This window comes from Variovorax sp. PEI5 (genome assembly GCF_056679935.1).
Genome location: NZ_CM155257.1, coordinates 1,718,527 through 1,737,302 on the forward strand (window position 1 = coordinate 1,718,527; position 18,776 = coordinate 1,737,302).

17 protein-coding genes and 1 other RNA gene are annotated in these 18,776 nt (G+C 66.0%); 3 read left to right on the forward strand and 15 right to left on the reverse strand.

Annotation, left to right across the window (positions count from 1 at the left end; all coding sequences use genetic code 11):
• Positions 1–12: 12 nt before the first annotated feature.
• From ntrC to ggt, 11 genes are all read right to left on the reverse strand, one after another.
• The gene (ntrC, locus tag AC1MLT_RS07920; RefSeq protein WP_481034799.1) at positions 13–1,638 is read right to left on the reverse strand and encodes a nitrogen regulation protein NR(I); all 1,626 of its coding nucleotides are present in this window, start codon (positions 1,636–1,638) and stop codon (positions 13–15) included.
• A gap of 25 nt (positions 1,639–1,663) precedes the next feature.
• Positions 1,664–2,740, reverse strand: a complete 1,077-nt coding sequence (gene glnL / locus AC1MLT_RS07925; protein WP_481034800.1) for a nitrogen regulation protein NR(II) — start codon at positions 2,738–2,740, stop codon at positions 1,664–1,666.
• Position 2,741: 1 nt separating this feature from the next.
• Positions 2,742–3,263: a hypothetical protein gene (locus AC1MLT_RS07930; RefSeq protein WP_481034802.1), complete on the reverse strand. Its 522-nt coding sequence runs from the start codon at positions 3,261–3,263 to the stop codon at positions 2,742–2,744.
• Between the two features lie 168 nt (positions 3,264–3,431).
• The gene (gene glnA, locus AC1MLT_RS07935; RefSeq protein ID WP_481034804.1) at positions 3,432–4,847 is read right to left on the reverse strand and encodes a type I glutamate--ammonia ligase; all 1,416 of its coding nucleotides are present in this window, start codon (positions 4,845–4,847) and stop codon (positions 3,432–3,434) included.
• Between the two features lie 148 nt (positions 4,848–4,995).
• Positions 4,996–5,796: a competence/damage-inducible protein A gene (locus AC1MLT_RS07940; RefSeq protein WP_481034805.1), complete on the reverse strand. Its 801-nt coding sequence runs from the start codon at positions 5,794–5,796 to the stop codon at positions 4,996–4,998.
• Complete coding sequence (locus AC1MLT_RS07945; protein ID WP_481034806.1) at positions 5,793–6,719, reverse strand: EI24 domain-containing protein; 927 nt, start codon at positions 6,717–6,719, stop codon at positions 5,793–5,795. Before AC1MLT_RS07945 ends, AC1MLT_RS07940 begins: the two co-directional genes overlap by 4 nt.
• Positions 6,720–6,755: 36 nt before the next feature.
• Positions 6,756–7,700: a sterol desaturase family protein gene (locus AC1MLT_RS07950; RefSeq protein ID WP_481034808.1), complete on the reverse strand. Its 945-nt coding sequence runs from the start codon at positions 7,698–7,700 to the stop codon at positions 6,756–6,758.
• Between the two features lie 51 nt (positions 7,701–7,751).
• Complete coding sequence (locus tag AC1MLT_RS07955) at positions 7,752–8,567, reverse strand: polysaccharide deacetylase family protein (RefSeq protein WP_481034809.1); 816 nt, start codon at positions 8,565–8,567, stop codon at positions 7,752–7,754.
• A complete protein-coding gene (locus AC1MLT_RS07960) occupies positions 8,564–9,610 on the reverse strand; it encodes a YncE family protein (protein ID WP_481034810.1) in 1,047 nt (348 codons plus the stop codon). Before AC1MLT_RS07960 ends, AC1MLT_RS07955 begins: the two co-directional genes overlap by 4 nt.
• 71 nt (positions 9,611–9,681) lie before the next feature.
• Positions 9,682–10,419, reverse strand: a complete 738-nt coding sequence (locus AC1MLT_RS07965) for a 16S rRNA pseudouridine(516) synthase (protein ID WP_481034811.1) — start codon at positions 10,417–10,419, stop codon at positions 9,682–9,684.
• Positions 10,420–10,440: 21 nt separating this feature from the next.
• The gene (gene ggt, locus AC1MLT_RS07970; RefSeq protein ID WP_481034813.1) at positions 10,441–12,186 is read right to left on the reverse strand and encodes a gamma-glutamyltransferase; all 1,746 of its coding nucleotides are present in this window, start codon (positions 12,184–12,186) and stop codon (positions 10,441–10,443) included.
• Positions 12,187–12,243: 57 nt separating this feature from the next.
• On the opposite strand from ggt, the gene AC1MLT_RS07975 reads away from it, so the two are divergent.
• Positions 12,244–12,537 carry a hypothetical protein gene (locus AC1MLT_RS07975; RefSeq protein WP_481034815.1) on the forward strand — a complete coding sequence of 98 codons (294 nt, stop codon included), beginning with the start codon at positions 12,244–12,246 and terminating at the stop codon, positions 12,535–12,537.
• Positions 12,538–12,706: 169 nt separating this feature from the next.
• On the opposite strand, the gene ssrA is transcribed toward AC1MLT_RS07975, so the two are convergent.
• The 4 genes from ssrA to ompA all read right to left on the reverse strand — a co-directional run bounded on the left by ssrA (position 12,707) and on the right by ompA (position 15,282).
• Positions 12,707–13,091, reverse strand: a transfer-messenger RNA (tmRNA) gene (gene ssrA / locus AC1MLT_RS07980).
• Positions 13,092–13,103: 12 nt separating this feature from the next.
• The gene (locus AC1MLT_RS07985; RefSeq protein WP_481034816.1) at positions 13,104–13,772 is read right to left on the reverse strand and encodes an HAD family hydrolase; all 669 of its coding nucleotides are present in this window, start codon (positions 13,770–13,772) and stop codon (positions 13,104–13,106) included.
• The gene (gene ubiG / locus AC1MLT_RS07990; RefSeq protein ID WP_481034818.1) at positions 13,769–14,479 is read right to left on the reverse strand and encodes a bifunctional 2-polyprenyl-6-hydroxyphenol methylase/3-demethylubiquinol 3-O-methyltransferase UbiG; all 711 of its coding nucleotides are present in this window, start codon (positions 14,477–14,479) and stop codon (positions 13,769–13,771) included. Before ubiG ends, AC1MLT_RS07985 begins: the two co-directional genes overlap by 4 nt.
• A gap of 143 nt (positions 14,480–14,622) precedes the next feature.
• On the reverse strand, positions 14,623–15,282 hold the full coding sequence (ompA, locus tag AC1MLT_RS07995; RefSeq protein ID WP_481034819.1) for an outer membrane protein OmpA: 660 nt from the start codon (positions 15,280–15,282) through the stop codon (positions 14,623–14,625).
• A gap of 226 nt (positions 15,283–15,508) precedes the next feature.
• Here ompA and gyrA point away from each other — a divergent pair, with 226 nt between their 5' ends.
• A complete protein-coding gene (gyrA, locus tag AC1MLT_RS08000; protein ID WP_481034821.1) occupies positions 15,509–18,172 on the forward strand; it encodes a DNA gyrase subunit A in 2,664 nt (887 codons plus the stop codon).
• The gene (locus tag AC1MLT_RS08005) at positions 18,169–18,762 is read left to right on the forward strand and encodes a DUF2059 domain-containing protein (protein WP_481034823.1); all 594 of its coding nucleotides are present in this window, start codon (positions 18,169–18,171) and stop codon (positions 18,760–18,762) included. Before gyrA ends, AC1MLT_RS08005 begins: the two co-directional genes overlap by 4 nt.
• Positions 18,763–18,776 lie beyond the last annotated feature (14 nt).

The following is an 18,776-nucleotide window of genomic DNA, read 5'->3' on the forward strand; positions in this document are numbered from 1 at the left end:
CGCCCTCTGGGCTCACTCCAGTCCGAGTTCCTGGATCTTGCGCGTGATCGTATTGCGCCCGATGCCCAGCTTCTGAGCCGCTTCGATGCGCCGGCCCCGCGTGTTGGCGAGCGCGGTCAGGATCAGGCGCGACTCGAAGCGGCGCGACAGCGCGTCCCAGACGTCGTGGCGGCCCGCCGCCAGCAGCGTCTGCGCCTCGCGTTCCAGGCCACTCTCCCAGGTCGACGGATTGACCTCGACCACGGGGTCGTCGACGGGGGCGACGCCCGCATCGAAGGCAGCGGGGGCACCCTGGAGGGGAAGCACGGAACCCGCCAGCGCGATGTCGCTCGTGGCGGGCAGCACTGCGGCGGCGGCTGGCATCGCCGTGGTCGCCGCCACCGGTGGTACCGACGCGGCAGCCGGGCCGGCCGGCGCCAGGACCGTGGGGGTCTGCGAGGACGATGCCGGGCCCTCGGCGGCGGGGACCACCGCCATCACCTCGGGCGGCAGGTCCTTGACCTCGACGAGCTGCGCCGGCGCCATGACGGTCAGCCAGTGGCAGATGTTCTCGAGCTGGCGCACGTTGCCGGGAAAACCGAAGGTCGCGAGCTGCGTCAGTGCCGCATCGGAGATGCGCTTGGGCTCGACGCCGAGCTGCTTGGCGCTCTCCTGCAGGAAGTGCCGGGTGAGCGCGGGCACGTCCTCGCCGCGCTCACGCAGGGCCGGCAGGCGCAGGCGGATCACGTTCAGGCGATGGAACAGGTCCTCGCGGAAGCCGCCGAGCTTGACGCGCTGCTCGAGGTCCTGGTGCGTGGCGGCGATGACGCGCACGTTGGCCTTGACCGAGTTGTGGCCGCCGACACGGTAGAAGTGCCCGTCGCTGAGCACGCGCAGCAGGCGGGTCTGCAGGTCGAACGGCATGTCGCCGATCTCGTCGAGGAACAGCGTGCCGCCCTCGGCCTGTTCGAAGCGGCCGCGACGCATGGTCTGCGCGCCGGTGAAGGCGCCGCGCTCGTGGCCGAAGAGTTCGCTCTCCAGCAGATCCTTGGGGATGGCGGCCGTGTTGATGGCCACGAACGGGCCATCCGTGCGCGGCGAATGCTTGTGCAATGCACGCGCCACGAGTTCCTTGCCCGAGCCCGACTCGCCGGTGATGAGCACCGTGACATTGCTCTGCGAGAGCCGGCCGATGGCCCGGAACACGTCCTGCATCGCCGGGGCCTGGCCGAGCATCTCGGGCGCGGCGGCCATGCGTTCCTCGGCCACCTCCTCGCGCTGGCTCTCGTCGACGGCGCGGCGGATGAGCTCGACCGCGCGCGGCAGGTCGAAGGGCTTGGGCAGGTATTCGAAGGCACCGCCCTGGAACGCCGAGACGGCGCTGTCGAGATCGGAGAACGCCGTCATGATGATCACCGGCAGGCCGGGATGACGGGCCTTGATCTTGTCGAGCAGGTCGAGGCCCGAACCGCCGGGCATGCGGATGTCGCTCACCAGCACTTGCGGCCCGAGCGTCTCGTCGCCATTGGCCGCGTCGAGCGCGGCGAGGACGTCGCGCGTGTTGGTGAAACTGCGGGTCGGCAGGTCCTCGCGCAGGAGCGCCTTCTCCAGCACGAAGCGGATGGATTGGTCGTCGTCTACTATCCAGATCGGCTTCATGCAGCTCCTTGTCGCCTTGCTGCTGCTAGGGCAGCGGTATCAATAACTTGAAATCGGTCCGGCCCGGGACGCTGTCGCATTCGATCACCCCATGGTGCTGCTGCACGAAGGTCTGCGCCAGTGTCAATCCGAGTCCGGTTCCACCTTCCCTGCCCGAGACGAGCGGATAGAAGATGCGATCCTTGATGGCACTGGGCACACCCGGACCGTTGTCGATGACATGCAATTCCAGTGCCAGTCGATACCACTGCTTGTTGAAGATCACCTGGCGCGCGACGCGGGTCTTGAGCGTGATGCACGCATCGCCGGCGGCGCGGCGCTCCGACAGCGCCTGCGCGGCGTTGTGGACGATGTTGAGCGTGGCCTGGATGAGCTGCTCGCGGTCGCCGCGGAATTCCGGGATCGAGACATCGAAATCGCGCTCGATGTGCAGGTCGCGCGGGAACTCCGCCAGGATCACCGAACGCACCCGCTCGCACACCTCGTGGATGTTGACATCGCCCACCACGTGCGGACGGCGGTGCGGCGCGAGCAGCCGGTCGACCAGCGTCTGGAGCCGGTCGGCCTCGTGGATGATGACCTGCGTGTATTCGATCAGGTCGCGCGACTCGACCTCCATCTGCAGCAGCTGGGCCGCGCCCCGGATGCCGCCGAGCGGGTTCTTGATCTCGTGCGCGAGGTTGCGGATCAGTTCCTTGTTGGCCTGGGCCTGATCGAGCAGGCGCTCCTCGCGGTCCTGCCGCGCCTGGTGCTCGAGCGGGGACAGCTCGACGATCAGCTCGCCACGCCGATCGGTCTGCGCCAATGTCACCTGCACGGGCAGCAGGTCGTGATTGACGCGCCGCAGGAAGGCCTCGTAGCGCAGGGTCGCGAAGTCGTTGGTGCTGGCGCCCTCGAGTGCGGTACGCAGCACCTGTGGCTCCTGGAAGCAGGCGCCGAACTGAGAGCCTTCGAGCGTGCGGCGCGAGGTGCCCAGCACGTCCTCCAGCGCCGCGTTGGCGAACAGCACCGAGCCATCGCGCTTGACCACGGCGATCAGCGTGGCGAGCAGATCGAAGGGCTGGAAGCGCCGGGGCGGCGAGGAGATCTTGCCGAAGGCCATGTCAGGGCGTGGCCGCGGGCAGCCGGCCGAGCTCGCGCCGGATGCCGGCGATGTCGCTCTCGTTGCGCGCCAGCTCGGCCTTCATCTGCTCGACGCGGTCTAGATATTTCTGGTAGTTGCGCGCTTCGCCGCCCTGCTTCTCCGGCTCGCCATTGTTGTAGTCGCGCAGCAGCTCGGCCTGGCGCGCCTCGGCGCGGCGCAATTCCGACTGCAGGACCGAACGCGCCTCGCCATCGCGGGCGCGCTGATCGCCGCCATCGACGCGCGGACTGCCCGCGGGAGAAGATCCGCGGTTGGCCGAACTGGCGCTGCCAGCGGCCGGGCTCGCCTGCTGCGCACGCGGTGTCTGGACCACCGTGACATTGCCGCCCTCCATCACCTTGCAGCCGCGCTGCTTGGCCTGGGCGGCGTTGTTGGTGTATTCGTTGCCACAGCGCCAGACCTGTTCCTGGGCCTGCGCGTGGAGGTGGACCGCAACGAGCGGAAGCGCCAGCGCGAGAAAAAGCGGGGAGTGAATCTTCATGAGCAAGGATGAAAGTGACAGCAACAGGACATTCTCAGCCAATTCGAAGACACGACCGGAGCGAGGTTCCCGGCCCATGAAAAAGACGGCCGAAGCCGTCTTTTTCCGAATCATCGACCCGCGCCGCATCGCCCACGGATGGGCGCGACGCCGGGTCGCGCAACGCGATCAGAGCGAGTAGTACATGTCGAATTCGCACGGGTGCGTCGCCATGCGGAAGCGCGTGACTTCCTGCATCTTGAGCTCGATGTAGGCATCGATGTACGAATCGGTGAACACGCCACCCTTGGTCAGGAACGCGCGGTCCTTGTCGAGATACTCCAGCGCCTGGTCGAGGCTGTGGCAAACGGTCGGGATCAACGCGTCTTCCTCGGGCGGCAGGTGGTAGAGGTCCTTGGTCGCGGCTTCGCCCGGATCGATCTTGTTCTCGACGCCGTCGAGGCCGGCCATCAGCAGCGCAGCGAAACCGAGGTACGGGTTCATCAGCGGATCGGGGAAGCGCGCCTCGACGCGGCGACCCTTGGGGTTGGCCACGAACGGGATGCGGATCGAGGCCGAGCGGTTCTTGGCCGAGTAGGCCAGCTTCACCGGGGCTTCGAAGCCGGGCACCAGGCGCTTGTAGCTGTTGGTGCCGGGGTTCGTGATGGCGTTGAGCGCGCGGCCGTGCTTGATGATGCCGCCGATGTAGTGCAGCGCGAATTCCGACAGGCCGGCATAGCCGTCACCGGCGAACAGGTTCTTGCCGTCCTTCCAGACCGACTGGTGCACGTGCATGCCCGAGCCGTTGTCGCCGACGATGGGCTTGGGCATGAAGGTGGCGGTCTTGCCATAGGCATGAGCCACGTTGTGGATCACGTACTTCTGCAGCTGCACCCAGTCTGCGCGCTGGATCAGCGTGCTGAACTTGGTGCCCAGTTCCATCTGGCCGGCGTTGGCCACTTCGTGGTGATGCACCTCGACCGGGATGCCCAGGGCTTCGAGCACCAGGCACATCTCCGAGCGCATGTCCTGCGCGCTGTCGACCGGGGGCACCGGGAAGTAGCCGCCCTTGACGGCCGGGCGGTGGCCCGTGTTGCCGTGCTCATATTCCTTGTCGGTGTTCCACGAGGCTTCTTCGGAATCGATCTTCACGAAGCAGCCCGACATGTCGTTCTTCCAGCGGACGCTGTCGAAGACGAAGAATTCGGGTTCCGGTCCGAAGTAGGCGGTGTCGCCCAGGCCGGATGCCTTCATGTACGCCTCAGCGCGCTTGGCGAGCGAACGCGGATCGCGCTCGTAGGCCTTGCCATCCGCCGGATCGATGACGTCGCAGGTCAGGATCATCGTCGTCTCTTCGAAGAAGGGATCGATGTTGGCGGTGTTCGGGTCGGGCATGAGCTGCATGTCCGAAGCCTCGATACCCTTCCAGCCGGCGATGGACGAGCCGTCGAACGCATGGCCCGAGGTGAACTTGTCTTCGTCGAAATGCGACACCGGCACGGTCACGTGCTGTTCTTTGCCACGGGTGTCCGTGAAGCGGAAGTCGACGAACTTGACCTCGTTGTCCTTCACGAGCTTCAGTACGTCGGCGACGGTCTTTGCCATCAATTTCTCCTGGTTGGGTGGTGAGTGGAATACAGGTGGGAGGGAATGCAGTTTCTGTGCCATTGGCGGGGCGATGCGCCCCGCCGGGCTCCAGGCGCCGCCACGGTGCGTTCGTCGCCCCGGAAAGCTCTATTCTGGTGCAAGCAGATCAGCGCACCAATTCGGGGCCCAGGCGTGCATCGAAACCGTGCAGACCTTCGAGAAGCTGCGCATAGGCCGGATGGATGCGCTCGGGATCGCCCTTGACACCAAGCTCGATGTGGCGTCCATGCTGGGGATGATCGACGCTCGGCAGGCTGAAGACCTTGATACCAGGATGCGCCGCCTCGACGGCCTCCATCAGAGGCGTGAGCGTCGCTTCCATGGCGCCGTAGACGATGACCGACTTCTCCATCGTCTGACCCTGGGAGAACAGATCCGCATAGCGGGTGTCGAGCACGGTTTCGACCATCGGCCAGGCCATGACCGGAAAGCCGGGCACGAAATGCACGTCGTCGACGCTGAAGCCGGGGATCTTGTTGTAGGGGTTGGCGATGATGCGTGCACCGACAGGGAACACGCCCATGTTCAGGCGATGCACGTTGTCGGGGCGGTCCGGCTCGTAGGCCACGCCCTGCTCGCGCGCGGTGTCCTGGATGCGTTCCTGGATCAGCGTCCTGGCCTCGGGGTGCAGTTCCAGCGCGACGCCCAGGGCAGCGGCGGCGCATTGGCGCGTGTGGTCGTCGGGCGTGGCGCCGATGCCGCCGGTCGAGAAGACGATGTCGCCCGAGGCGAAGGCGCGCTTCAGCGCGGCGGTGATGCGCTCGGGCACGTCGCCGACGTATTCGGCCCAGCCGAGCTGCAGGCCGCGCGCGCCCAGCAGTTCGATGACCTTGGGCATGTGCTTGTCGACGCGCTTGCCCGAGAGGATCTCGTCGCCGATGACGATCAGGCCGAAGTTGCGGCTCATGGCTGGTTCCTTGGAGTCGAGGCACCCGGGGCACCATCGGAGGGGGTGGAGGGAAGGATCGGGAGCGTCCGCGACGCCGCCGGCTGCATGCTCGCCGCCATCGGCTCGCGGGCGACGAGCTCGGCGGCGTCCCGGGCGCGCAACCGCGCCAGCGCATCGAGCGTGTAATGGGCGAACCACAGCGCCGAGAACGCGAAGACCAGGGTGTAGATCCAGATCGCCAGCGGCACCAGCACGAGGAAGGCGGCCGCGAAGACCACGCCCGAGGCCCAGACGATGCTGGGCGCGGCGCCGAGCAGACCGCACAGCACGCCGATGCCCAGGAGTGGCAGGCGATGCGCGCGCAGCACGTCGGCCCGCTCGGCGGCGCTCGCATGCTCGGCCAGCGCGTCGAAGCTCATCACGCGATAGGTGAGCCAGCCCCAGATGAGGGGCGGCAGGATCAGCACCAAAGGCGGGATCAGCCACAGCGGCATCGACACCAGCAACGCCACCAGCGCCAGCAGGGTGAGCCCGATCGAGCGCGTGATGCCGACGACCAGCGAGGCACCCTTCTTCTCCTCGAGCGCGGGGAAACGTCGCTGCGCGACCAGTCGCGTGAGCGCCGGCGCCATGAAGGCGGCGACCACCAGCAGCACCGCCAGCACGATGACCGGGGTGGCGGCCAGCACGACCACCAGGGGCGCCAGGAAGGATGTCACGTCGGCGGAGAACAGGCTGCCCAGCCAGCCCCAGAAGCTCGCCAGCAGGGGCCAGGCGTCGAGCGCGTCGCGCGTCCACGCCACGGCCGGCGTCCAGAGGAAGTAGCCCAGTCCGGCGGCCACCACCATCATCACGACCAGCGGGATCAGCGACAGCACGATCACGCGCGGCAGCATGCAGTAGGCGACGGCGCGCCAAAAGGAATCGACGAGGAGACGCATGGGGCCCAGAGGATAACGCCCCGCCGTGGCCGAACCTCAACCGCGGCCGACGATGCGTCGCAGTCCCAGCCACTGCTGGGCCCAGAAGCCGCGGCCGTAGTCGCGCACGCGACCCTGCGCGTCCGGCTCGACCTGGTCGATGATGCCGGTGGGCTCGTAGGTGGCGCGGAAGTCGCCGGTGCGCAGCAGGATGTCCCACCACGGCAGCAGCACGCCATAGTTGCTGCCCTGGGCCGCCGCGATGCGATGGTGCGTGCGGTGGAAGCGCGGACTGACCCACAGGCGCTCGCCGATGCGCCCGAACGACAGCCGCAGGTTGGCGTGCTGCAGGCTCTCGCTGAGCCGCGCAAGCACCACCAGCGCGATGAACTGTCCCGGCGCCACCCCGATCAGCTGCGCCACGATCACGATGATCGCGTCGTGGAGGATGCTGTCGAGCAGGTGGTTGCGGTTGTCGCTCCACATCGTCATCTGGCGTTGGGAGTGATGCAGCGAATGCAGGCTCCACCACCATTCGAAGCGATGCTGCCCGCGATGGATCAGGTACTCGACGAAATCGAGCACGACGAGGTACATCACGAAGGACACCCAGGGCACGTCGGTGACGCCGGGTACCAGCTCGTCGATGTGCAGCGTGCCCCAGCCGGCCGCGCGCAGCGCTCCGAGGCCATGGTCGAAGACCGGCTGCAGCAGGAAGAAAATCGCCAGCCGGAACAGGCCCAGCCGGTGGATCAGGGTGTAGACGATGTCGGTGCGGATGGCACCCCGGTCGCTCACCGCCTCGGCCGGACGCCAGCGCTGCAGCGGGCCGATGACGGCCAGCAGCACCAGGACCTCGATCAGCCCGATCAGCAGCCAGCCGGTGGCGTCGAACGCGTCCTCGCCCCAGCCACCCAGGCCCACGGCATAGACCAGCGGCTGCACGGCGGCCTCGAACACCCACTGCTGCAGCGCCACGAACTGGTCGGTGATCCACTCCATCGTCCTGCCCTCTCTTCCTTCGTCTCTCGATGCGACCGCTCGATTCCGGTCTCAGGGATGCGCGGCGATCCAGGCCGCATAGGCCGGATGCTCGCGCAGCGTACGGAAACAGAAACCCCTGGCCTTCAGGCCGGCGACGAGCGGCTCCAGCACCGCCGGTGCCCACGGCTCCTGACGCGACCAGATGCCCAGGTGAGCGATCAGGATGTCACCGGCCCGGACCCCTTCGAGCGCCTGCCGAAGCAATCGTTCGTTGCTGAACTTCTCGCTCGGGAGCTCGTCGCCCAGGAAACCGGCCGGCGCCCAGCCGACATGCTCGTAGCCGCAGGCCCGGGCCGCCGCCAGCAGGCTGGGCGAGGTCCTGCCGCCCGGCGCGCGGAAGAGCGGCAGCGGCTTCTTGCCGGTGATCAGCGCCAGGCGCGCATTCGCCTTGGCGATGCTCTCGCAGTACTGCGCCGCGCTCCAGCTGAAGTCGCGGCCCGCCGAGGGACCGGCCGAGGGCCGGACCTTGAAGCGCGGCCCGGCGCCGGGCTCGTCGCCACGCCAATAGACGTGGTCGTAGGTGTGCGAGGCGAATTCGTGGCCCTCGGCCGCCCTCGCCTTCCACCAGGGCGCCCAGTGGTCGTCGAGGCTGTCGCCATCGGTGCGGGTGCGTTCGGCCGCGCCGAAGAAGGTCACGCGCACCTGCTGGCGCGCCAGCACTTCGGCCACCAGCGGCGCGACGCCCATGTGGCCGGTGTCGAAGGTCAGGTACAGCGGCTTGGCGCACGCCTCGGCCGCGCCCGCGCCCGTCGCCGGCGCGAGGCCACCCAGCAACGCGCCGCCGACCAGCAGCGCGAGACCGCGTCGGCGCGTCGTCCCGGTCATCGCTTGGCGTGGTCGATCGTCCAGACGCCGTGAGGCGAGCGGCCGACATTGACCTGGCGCACCACCTGGCGGGTCGTCAGATCGACGACGCTGAGCTTCTTGGCCCAGCGAGAGGTGACGTAGAGCAGCTTGCCATCGGCCGACACGTCCATGCAGTCGGGGCCGCCGGGCACCGGATAGGTGTCGGTGACCTGCAGGGTCTTCAGGTCGATCCGGCTGATGCTGTTGCCCGCCCGATTGCTGACGAACACGCCGCGCCCGTCGCCGGCGGCGCGGAACGCGTGCGCGCCCTTGCCGGTCGGGATGTGGCCGATCGCCTTCGGCTGGGCGCCCGAGACATCGAAGACCTGCACGTTGTCGCTGCCGGTCAGGCCCACCAGCAGGGTCTTGTCGTTGTTGACGCCGAAGATGTCGGCCGGCATGTTGCCCGTCGCCGTGCGCCAGCGGATCGTCTGCGTGGCGAGGTCGACGGCGATCAGCTCGTTGCTGTCCTGCATGGTCACGTAGGCCACCGTGCTGGCCGCGTCGATCCAGATGTGGCTGGGCGTCTTGCCGGTGACGATGCGCTTGGCGAGCTTGAGGTCCTTGCCGTCCCAGCGGTAGATGTCGACATGGTCGAGCCGGTTGGCGGCGGTCACGAACCATTTCATGTCGCGTGAGAACTGCAGCTGGTAGGGATCGATGATGCCGTAGACCACGCGCTGGACCTCGGCGGTGCGGGGGTCGAAGAAGGTCAGCGAGTCGCCGGCGGAATTGGCCACGATCACCGAACGCTCGTCGGGCGTCATGTAGATGTGGTGCGGCTCCTTGCCGGTAGGGATGCGCTGCTTCTCGGTCCAGGTGACCGGATCGATCACGCTGACGCTGGCATCGAGCGAGTTCAGCACGAACAGCGGGTGCGGCCCCGCCGGAGCGGCAGCGGCGGCCGGCGCGGACGCCGCGATGCCGGGAGCGGCCGGTGGCGCGGCCAGGGTCGGAACGGTCGCGCAGGCCAGCAGCAGGAGCGCCGCGGTGCGGACGTGGGTCGGGAATGAGAGACGCAAGGGAAGAGTCCGCGAAGGGATGAAAACAGGCAGCTTAACGCCCGAAGGTGACCCCTGGCTGACTCCGGATGTCAGGCGCGGCCGAAGGTGCGCAGGGCCTCGACCTCGGCGCCCGACAGCCAGCGCCACTGGCCGGGTGCCAGATTCTCGTCCAGGCGGAGATCGCCGATGCGCGAGCGCCCGAGCGCCTCGACGCGGTTGCCCACCGCAGCCAGCATGCGCTTGACCTGGTGGTACTTGCCCTCGGTCAGCGTGAGCCGCAGCTGCAACGGCGCCACCGCCTCGCAGGCGGCGGCACGGACCGGCTTCGGATCGTCGTCGAGCACCACGCCGGCCAGCAGCCGGTCGACCTGCGCGGCATCGACCGCATGCTTGGTGGTCACCTCGTAGACCTTGGGCACGTGGTGCCGGGGCGAGCCCATGCGATGGATGAACTGGCCGTCGTCGGTCAGCAGCAGCAGTCCGGTGGTGTCCTGGTCGAGGCGCCCGATGGCCTGCACGCCCTGCACCGCGCCCTTGTTGGGGCGCAGGCGCAATGGCGAAGGCAGCAGCGTGTAGATGCTCGGATAGGTCGACGGCTTCTGCGAGCACTCGGTGCCGGCGGGCTTGTGCAGCATCAGGTAGGCCTTGTCGTGGTATTCCCACGGCGTGCCCTGGACGACGAAGGGCAGTCCCTCACGGACCTCGACATCGGCGAACGGATCGCGCACGGTGGCGCCCTCCACGCTCACGAAGCCCTGCTGGACGAGTCCCGCGCACACGCGGCGGGTGCCGAAGCCCTGGGTATAGAGAAGTTCCTGCAGCTGCATCTTCGAATCTTCGTTGCGGTTTCAGTACCCCAGCGCCAGGCCGCTGTTGCGGCGCGGGTCGTTGGCGCCGTAGAAGCGGTTGCCGCCGACCGGCTTGCCGCCCAGCGCCGGCGCGCCGACGATGATCGCCGCCACGTGATTGGCCGGCTGCGGCACGCCCAGGTTGTGGCCCATGCCGACCAGCAGCGCGCGCGTGTCGGGACTGAGCGCGAAGGTCTCGACGTTGGTGACGTCGGGCAGCCACTGCTGATGGAAGCGCGGGGCGTCCACGGCCTCCTGCACGTTCATGCCGTAGTCGACCACGTTGAGGATGGTGTGCAGCACGGCCGTGATGATGCGGCTGCCGCCGGGGGTGCCGACCACGAACACCGGGGCGCCGTCCTTGCTGACGATCGTCGGGCTCATGGAGCTGAGCGGCCGCTTGCCCGGCGCGATGGCGTTGGCCTCGCCCTGGACCAGGCCATAGAGGTTGGGCACGCCGATCTTGGCGGTGAAGTCGTCCATCTCGTTGTTGAGCAGCACGCCAGTGCCCGAGGCCATCACCTTGGCACCGAACCAGTCGTTGAGGGTATAGGTCATCGAGACGGCGTTGCCCCACCGGTCGGTGATCGAATAGTGCGTGGTGTTGCTGCCCTCGTGCGGCGCGACGCCCGGCTTGATGTCCTTGGAGATGCCGGCCTTGTTCGGATCGATGGCGGCACGGACCTTCGCGGCATAGTCCTTGTCGAGCAACCGGCCGAGCGGGTTCTTGACGAAATCCGGGTCGCCCAGGTAGCTGTTGCGATCCACGTAGGCATGGCGCATGGCCTCGATCTGGTAGTGCACCGACTGCGCCGAGCGGAACCCGAGGTCCTTCAGCGGATAGCCCTCGAGGATGTTGAGCATCTCGCAGATCACCACGCCGCCCGAGCTCGGCGGCGGCGCCGAGATCACGCGAAAGCCGCGGTAGTCGCACTCCACCGGCGGCAGCTCGCGCGTGCGGTACTGGTCGAGATCGGCCTGCGTGATGATGCCCTTGCCCGCCTGGCTGGAGGCCACGATGGCGGCGCCGACACGACCCTTGTAGAAGCCGTCGGTGCCCTTCTGGCTGATGGCGCGCAGGGTGCGTGCCAGGTCCTTCTGCACCAGCTTCTGGCCGACCGCGAAGGGCTGGCCCTTGTTCAGGAAGATCGCGCCGGAATCGGCATCCTTCCTGAAGTCGGCGGTGGCGGTGGCCAGCATGTCGATGTCGCCCTGGTCGAGCGTGAAGCCCTTGTCGGCCAGGGCGATGGCCGGAGCGATCAGCGCCGCACGCGGCAGCGTTCCATAGCGCTCACGGGCGAATTCCAGACCCGACACCGTGCCTGGCACGCCCACGGCCAGGTGACCATTCGTGCTCAGACCCTTGATGACGTTGCCGTCCTTGTCGAGGTACATGTCGGCGGTCGCGGCCAGTGGCGCCTTCTCGCGGAAGTCCAGGAAGGTCTTGCGGCCGTCGGCGAGCTGGGCCGTCATGAAACCGCCACCACCGAGGTTGCCGGCGGCCGGGTACACCACAGCCAACGCATAGCCGACCGCCACGGCTGCGTCGACGGCATTGCCACCGCGCCGCAACACGTCGACGCCGACCCGCGTGGCCAGTTGCTGGGCCGTGACGACCATGCCGTGCTCCGCCGCCACCGGCGCCATCGATGCCGCATGCAACGGCGCAACGGCCACGGTGGACAGGCAGAACACCGCGACGACGGCGGTCGCGCGCCAGGACGGGAAAAGATTCGCGTGCTTCATGGATGGAGGCTCCTCGGGCTCGGAGGGGAGGAAGGATCGGAACGAAAGAACGAAACCATGAAAGCCGGCGGACGCCGTCGGGTGACGCCCTCCTCGACCGATCGGGGATCGGACTATAGCCTCGCGGCAGGGCATCGAAAGCCGTCGGATGGTCGATCCGTCGACATCCATGTCGATGCCGCCATCGTCGGTCGGAAAGACAGGGCGAGTCAGCTTGTCGACCGTGCCACCTCGCGCGGCAAGGCGGGCGTGCCGGAAAAAGTGACATGGTCCGGCCGAATGTCGCATGCTCGAAGGATGATCATGCCGATCATTCGAACCTCGCCAGCTTCTCTCACGGGCGCGGCCTGAATCCTGCGGACAGCACGGCGCAATGCGGTGCATGGGAGAGAAACAGAAAAGCCGAAGACGGAGCTTCGGCTTTTCAGGCGGCAAGGACACCCGGCGACCCATGGAGTCGTCATGGACGATTCCATTGGCCCGGTGCCTTCACAGGTCTCTCGTCGAGACCCTTGGGATGTGGTGGAGCTGGGGGGATTTGAACCCCCGTCCGCAAGCCTTCATCGCGCAGTTCTACATGTTTAGCGATCTGTTTTGATCTCGCTTCCGGAGTCGCGCAGTCGCACGCTAAACCAGACGCCAGTACCCTATTTTCTCGTTCCCACCCAAGGCACCCGGGCGGAAACCAGCCGATGTAATTATCTTTGCAGCTCGAAGTCAATGGATTGCTCCATCGACCCTTCACCCAGCCCATCGGCGTGCTGTTGCAAAGTCACCGGCAATTAAGCGGCGAGTGCGTACGAGTTATCGTTTGCAGTTAGTTTTTTTGAATCTGATTAACGAGCGCATTCAGCTCGACATGCACCACAGCGACTCCGAACCCACGTCGAAACCAGTGCAGCCCCAAGACTCCGATTTTAGGCCACATTCAGCCATTGCAAGACCCCTAGGGGAGATTCGACCTGGCCATCGGCTTGCCATCGCGTCGCGTCGGCGTTCGCGCCCATGTAGCCATACGTGGCGGCCAGTGTCAGCATGCCGGCCGCGCGTCCAGCCACGATGTCGCGTTCATCGTCGCCGACGTAGAGACATCGAGTCGGGTCGACCTTCAGACGCCGCGCGGCCTCCAGCAATGGCTCGGGATGCGGTTTCGAATGCGGCGTCGTGTCGCCGCTCACGACAGCGCCCGCCGTCGCGAACTCGGGAATGGCGGCGACCAGGGGATCGGTGAAACGCGCGGCCTTGTTCGTCACGATGCCCCAGGCCAGACCCCGCGCCGCCAGCTTCTGGATCAGCTCGATCACTCCGGGGAAGATGCGCGTGTCGAGCAGCATGCGTGACTCGTAATTCCGGAAGAACTCCTCCCGCAGGGCCGCGAAGCCGGGTGATTCCGGCGTCAGTCCGAATGCGATGCCGAGCATGCCGCGAGCACCCGCACCGGCCATCGGACGATAGTCGCTCAGCGGCAGGGATGCCTGCTGACGGTCGGTGCGCATCTTGTCGGCCGCAGCACCGAGATCGGGCGCACTGTCGATCAAGGTCCCATCCAGGTCGAACAGCACCGCTTCCAACGTCATGGCCTTCATGCCGGCTTTCGCAACGCGAACATGTAGTTCACGCTGGTGTCGTCGCTCAGCCAATACCGGCGCGTGAGCGGGTTGTATTGCAAGCCACGTGTGTGGCGCAGGTCGAGACCGGCAGCACGGCAGTACGCCGCGAGTTCCGCCGGTCGTATGAACTTCCGATACTCGTGCGTGCCCCGAGGCAGCATCCCCAATACGTATTCCGCGCCAATGATGGCGAAAAGAAACGATTTCGGATTGCGATGGATGGTCGAGAAGAAGACCCATCCACCCGGCTTGACGAGATCGGCGCACGCCTTGACGACCGAAGCGGGCTGCGGGACATGCTCGAGCATTTCCATGCAGGTCACTACATCGAAGCTGCCGGGTTGTTCCGAAGCCAGCGTCTCGACGCTGACTTCGCGGTACTTCACGCCCTTCGTCGCAGCTTCCAGGGCATGGAGTTGCGCCACCTTGAGCGCCTTGCCGGCCAGATCGATCCCCAGGACAGTGGCGCCCTTGCGTGCCATGGCATCGGCCAGGATGCCACCTCCGCAGCCCACGTCGAGTGCCTGGCGACCGACCAATGGCGCGATGCTGTCGATCCATTCGAGACGCAGCGGGTTGATTTCATGCAGCGGACGAAATTCGCTTTCGAGGTCCCACCAGCGGTGCGCGAGTTCGGAAAATTTCGCCAGTTCCGCTGGATCGGCATTGACGTTGCTATTCATGACTTTAATTTATTTCAACTTATCCTGAAGGATGATTGCAGACTTTATGGCAATGCAATTGAACTGGAAATCCACACGGCAATAAATGCAAGCCAAAAAAAACCCCGCCGAGGCGGGGTTTTTCCATCGAAGCTGCTGAGAGCTTAGCGAGTGGCGCGCGTGCCGACCACTTCGATTTCCACGCGGCGGTTCTTGGCGCGGCCAGCGGCGGTGCGGTTGTCGGCCACCGGTTGCTTCTCGCCCTTGCCTTCGGTGTAGACGCGATTGCGTTCGATACCCTTGGTCACCAGATAGGCCTTGACGGCTTCTGCGCGGCGAACCGACAGACGCTGGTTGTAAGCGTCCGTGCCGACGGAGTCGGTGTGACCCACGGCAATGATGACTTCCAGGTTGACGTCACGGATCTTCGAGACCAGATCGTCAAGCTTGGCGCGGCCTTCGGGCTTGAGCACCGACTTGTCGAAGTCGAAGAACGCGTCGGCAGCGAAGGTCACCTTCGAAGCGGCGACCGGCGGCGGCGGCGGGGGCGGTGCGACCGGCGCGGGCGGCGGCGTCACCATCGGTGCAGCAGCGACGGGAACCAGTGCGCCATCGCAGCCGGTCGTGGCAGTCGCGGGCGTCCAGGAGGCATCACGCCAGCACAGTTCGTTCGTGCCGTTCTTCCAGACGAGTTCACCGGTACCGTTCTGCCAATTGTCATTCACCGGGCCGCCATTCGCAGCGGTGACACGAGTCTGCGCGCCGGCGGCAGTGGCGAGCGCAGCGACTGCAAACATCATCGCCACTTTATTGAGTTTCTTCATGGTTCTCCTCTTGGGGAAAAAGCCGCAGACGCGCTGCGAATCAAGGACGCTTTAAGTGACCACCACCCAAAACGTTGAGACGATTGTGCCATAGGGCCTTTCTCAAACCGGGCGAGGGCGCGGCTCGAATCGTAGGACTGCAGCGGAATACGGCGCTTGTGTTGTGGCATAACGACACCCGGCGAAGCGTAAAATTCCACCTTCCTGCCGCCTGCCTGCCCTGCCCATGACCTCGTTCGCCAAAGAAACTCTCCCCATCAGCCTAGAAGAGGAGATGCGCCGCAGCTACCTCGATTACGCCATGAGCGTGATCGTCGGCCGGGCCCTGCCGGATGCCCGCGATGGACTCAAGCCTGTCCACCGGCGGGTGCTGTATGCCATGCACGAGCTGAACAACGACTGGAACCGCCCTTACAAGAAGTCGGCCCGCATCGTGGGCGACGTCATCGGCAAATATCACCCGCACGGCGACCAGTCGGTCTACGACACCATCGTGCGGCTCGCGCAGAATTTTTCGATGCGCCACATGCTGGTGGATGGACAGGGAAATTTCGGTTCGGTCGACGGCGATATGGCCGCGGCAATGCGATATACGGAAATTCGTCTTTCCAAGATCGCGCATGAAATGCTCGGCGATATCGATAAGGAGACCGTCGATTTCCAGGACAATTACGACGGATCGGAAAAAGAGCCGGTCGTGTTGCCGAGTCGGCTGCCCAATCTCCTGGTCAATGGAGCAGGCGGAATTGCAGTGGGCATGGCCACCAACATCCCGCCCCACAATCTCAACGAGGTCGTCGACGCCTGCCTGCATCTGCTGCGTCACCCCGAAGCGACAGTCGACGATCTGATGGAATTCGTGCCGGCGCCGGACTTCCCCACCGCCGGGATCATCTACGGCATCAACGGCATCCGCGACGGCTATCGGACGGGCCGCGGCAAGGTGGTGATGCGTGCCCGTTGCCATTTCGAGGACATCGACCGCGGCCAGCGACAAGCGATCATCGTCGACGAGCTGCCCTACCAGGTCAACAAGAAGACGCTCCAGGAGCGGATGGCCGAGCTGGTGCACGAGAAGAAGATCGAGGGCATCAGCCACATCCAGGACGAGTCCGACAAGTCGGGCATGCGCCTGGTGATCGAGCTCAAGCGCGGCGAAGTGCCCGAGGTGGTGCTCAACAACCTCTACAAGCAGACGCAGCTCCAGGACACGTTCGGCATGAACATGGTGGCCCTGATCGACGGCCAGCCCCGCCTTTGCAACCTGAAGGACCTGATCGAGGTCTTCCTGCAGCATCGTCGCGAAGTCGTCACGCGTCGCACCGTCTTCACGTTGCGCAAGGCGCGCGAGCGCGGCCATGTGCTGGAAGGCCTCGCCGTCGCGCTGGCCAACATCGACGACTTCATCGCCATCATCCGCAACGCACCGACACCGCCGGTGGCCAAGGGCGAGCTCATGAGCCGCGCCTGGGACAGTCCGCTGGTGCGCGAGATGCTCACGCGTGCGCGCGCCGATGGCGGCACGATCAATGCCGACGACTACCGCCCCGATGGACTGGAGAAGAACTTCGGCATGGGTTCGGATGGCCTCTATCGTCTCTCGGAGACCCAGGCGCAGGAGATCCTCCAGATGCGTCTGCAGCGTCTGACGGGCCTCGAACAGGACAAGATCGTTGCCGAGTACCGTGAGGTGATGGCGGAGATCGACGACCTGCTCGACATCCTGGCGCGATCGGAACGGGTCTCGGTGATCATCGGCGACGAACTGGGCACGATCCGCCACGAGTTTGGCCAGACGAAGCTGGGCGCACGCCGCAGCCAGGTCGAGCACAGCGCCTACGACCTGTCCACCGAGGACCTCATCACGCCGACCGACATGGTCGTGACGCTGTCCCATACCGGCTACATCAAGAGTCAGCCGCTGGGCGAGTACCGGGCGCAGAAGCGCGGCGGCCGCGGCAAGCAGGCGACGGCGACGAAGGAAGACGACTGGGTCGATCAGCTCTTCATCGCCAACACCCACGACTACATCCTATGCTTCTCCAATCGGGGGCGTCTCTACTGGCTGAAGGTCTGGGAGGTGCCGGCGGGGTCGCGCGGATCGCGTGGCCGCCCCATCGTCAACATGTTCCCGTTGCAGGAAGGCGAGAAGATCAATGTCGTGCTGGCCCTGACCGGCGAGAAGCGCACCTTTCCGGCCGACCAGTACGTCTTCATGGCGACCTCGATGGGCACGGTCAAGAAGACCACGCTTGCCGAGTTCAGCAATCCGCGCAAGGCCGGCATCATCGCCGTCGACCTCGATCCGGGCGACTATCTGGTGGGTGCCGCTCTCACGGATGGCCAGCACGACGTGATGCTGTTCTCCGATGGTGGCAAGGCGGTCCGCTTCGACGAGAACGATGTCCGTCCCATGGGCCGCAACGCCCGCGGCGTGCGCGGCATGATGCTGGAGGACGGCCAGGGCGTGATCGCCATGCTGGTGGCGGAGGACGAGCAGCAGAGTGTGCTCACCGCGACCCAGAACGGCTATGGCAAGCGCACCAGCATCACCGAGTACACCCGCCATGGCCGGGGAACCAAAGGCATGATTGCCATTCAACAGAGCGAGCGCAACGGCAAGGTGGTCGCGGCCACGCTGGTGCATGCCGACGACGAGATCATGCTGATCACGGACAAGGGTGTGCTGGTGCGTACCCGGGTGGCGGAAATCCGTGAACTCGGCCGGGCTACCCAGGGCGTGACCCTCATCGGTCTCGACGAAGGCGCGAAACTCAGCGGTCTGCAGCGCATCGTCGAGAACGACGCCAATGTCGACGCGGCTGAAAATGGTGGCGACTCCACCGACGTCGACGGCACTTCCTCATCTTCAACGGAGAATCCTCAGTGAAAAAAATCAAGCTTGCGGTCCTGACGGTCGCACTGGCAGCCAGTTCGATCGCGATGGCGCAAGACAAGTCGGCGCTGGTCAAACAGTTGCTCGACGTCCAGCGTCCCGCCGTGGAAGGCATGGCGCGCATCCTCGTGAACGACTCCGTGCAGCCCATCGTCCAGGCCGGTGGCGAATACCTGCAGACTCGCGTGGCGCCCGAGAAGCGCGACGCGCTGGGCAAGGCGGCCGAGGCCGAGATCCAGAAATATGTCCAGGACGCCTTTCCCATCGTGCGCGACAAGGCGGTGCAACTCGCGCCCAGCACCGTCGGCCCCCTGCTGGAACAGAACTTCAGCGAAGATGAATTGCGTCAGCTCGTCGCCTGGCTGAGCTCGCCCCTCAGCAAGAAATTCTCCGAGCTCAATCCGCAGCTCGGCTCCGCCCTGACGCAGAAGCTCGTGACCGACGTGCGGCCGACCATCGATCCCAAGCTGCAGGCCCTGAACGTCAGCGTCGCCAAGGCGCTGGGCGCACCGACCGACGGCCAGGCGGCGCAGCCCGCGGCCAAGGCGCCGGCCGCCAAGGGCGCCGCCCCCGCCAAGAAGTGAGTCGCGTCATGGGC

Excerpts from the sequence above, each read along its gene's own strand:
- ntrC (WP_481034799.1), bottom strand. The coding sequence starts at position 1,638 with ATGAAGCCGATCTGGATAGTAGACGACGACCAATCCATCCGCTTCGTG.
- glnL (WP_481034800.1), bottom strand. The coding sequence starts at position 2,740 with ATGGCCTTCGGCAAGATCTCCTCGCCGCCCCGGCGCTTCCAGCCCTTC.
- AC1MLT_RS07930 (WP_481034802.1), bottom strand. The coding sequence starts at position 3,263 with ATGAAGATTCACTCCCCGCTTTTTCTCGCGCTGGCGCTTCCGCTCGTT.
- glnA (WP_481034804.1), bottom strand. The coding sequence starts at position 4,847 with ATGGCAAAGACCGTCGCCGACGTACTGAAGCTCGTGAAGGACAACGAG.
- AC1MLT_RS07940 (WP_481034805.1), bottom strand. The coding sequence starts at position 5,796 with ATGAGCCGCAACTTCGGCCTGATCGTCATCGGCGACGAGATCCTCTCG.
- AC1MLT_RS07945 (WP_481034806.1), bottom strand. The coding sequence starts at position 6,719 with ATGCGTCTCCTCGTCGATTCCTTTTGGCGCGCCGTCGCCTACTGCATG.
- AC1MLT_RS07950 (WP_481034808.1), bottom strand. The coding sequence starts at position 7,700 with ATGGAGTGGATCACCGACCAGTTCGTGGCGCTGCAGCAGTGGGTGTTC.
- AC1MLT_RS07955 (WP_481034809.1), bottom strand. The coding sequence starts at position 8,567 with ATGACCGGGACGACGCGCCGACGCGGTCTCGCGCTGCTGGTCGGCGGC.
- AC1MLT_RS07965 (WP_481034811.1), bottom strand. The coding sequence starts at position 10,419 with ATGCAGCTGCAGGAACTTCTCTATACCCAGGGCTTCGGCACCCGCCGC.
- ggt (WP_481034813.1), bottom strand. The coding sequence starts at position 12,186 with ATGAAGCACGCGAATCTTTTCCCGTCCTGGCGCGCGACCGCCGTCGTC.
- AC1MLT_RS07975 (WP_481034815.1), top strand. The coding sequence starts at position 12,244 with ATGAAAGCCGGCGGACGCCGTCGGGTGACGCCCTCCTCGACCGATCGG.
- AC1MLT_RS07985 (WP_481034816.1), bottom strand. The coding sequence starts at position 13,772 with ATGAAGGCCATGACGTTGGAAGCGGTGCTGTTCGACCTGGATGGGACC.
- ubiG (WP_481034818.1), bottom strand. The coding sequence starts at position 14,479 with ATGAATAGCAACGTCAATGCCGATCCAGCGGAACTGGCGAAATTTTCC.
- ompA (WP_481034819.1), bottom strand. The coding sequence starts at position 15,282 with ATGAAGAAACTCAATAAAGTGGCGATGATGTTTGCAGTCGCTGCGCTC.
- gyrA (WP_481034821.1), top strand. The coding sequence starts at position 15,509 with ATGACCTCGTTCGCCAAAGAAACTCTCCCCATCAGCCTAGAAGAGGAG.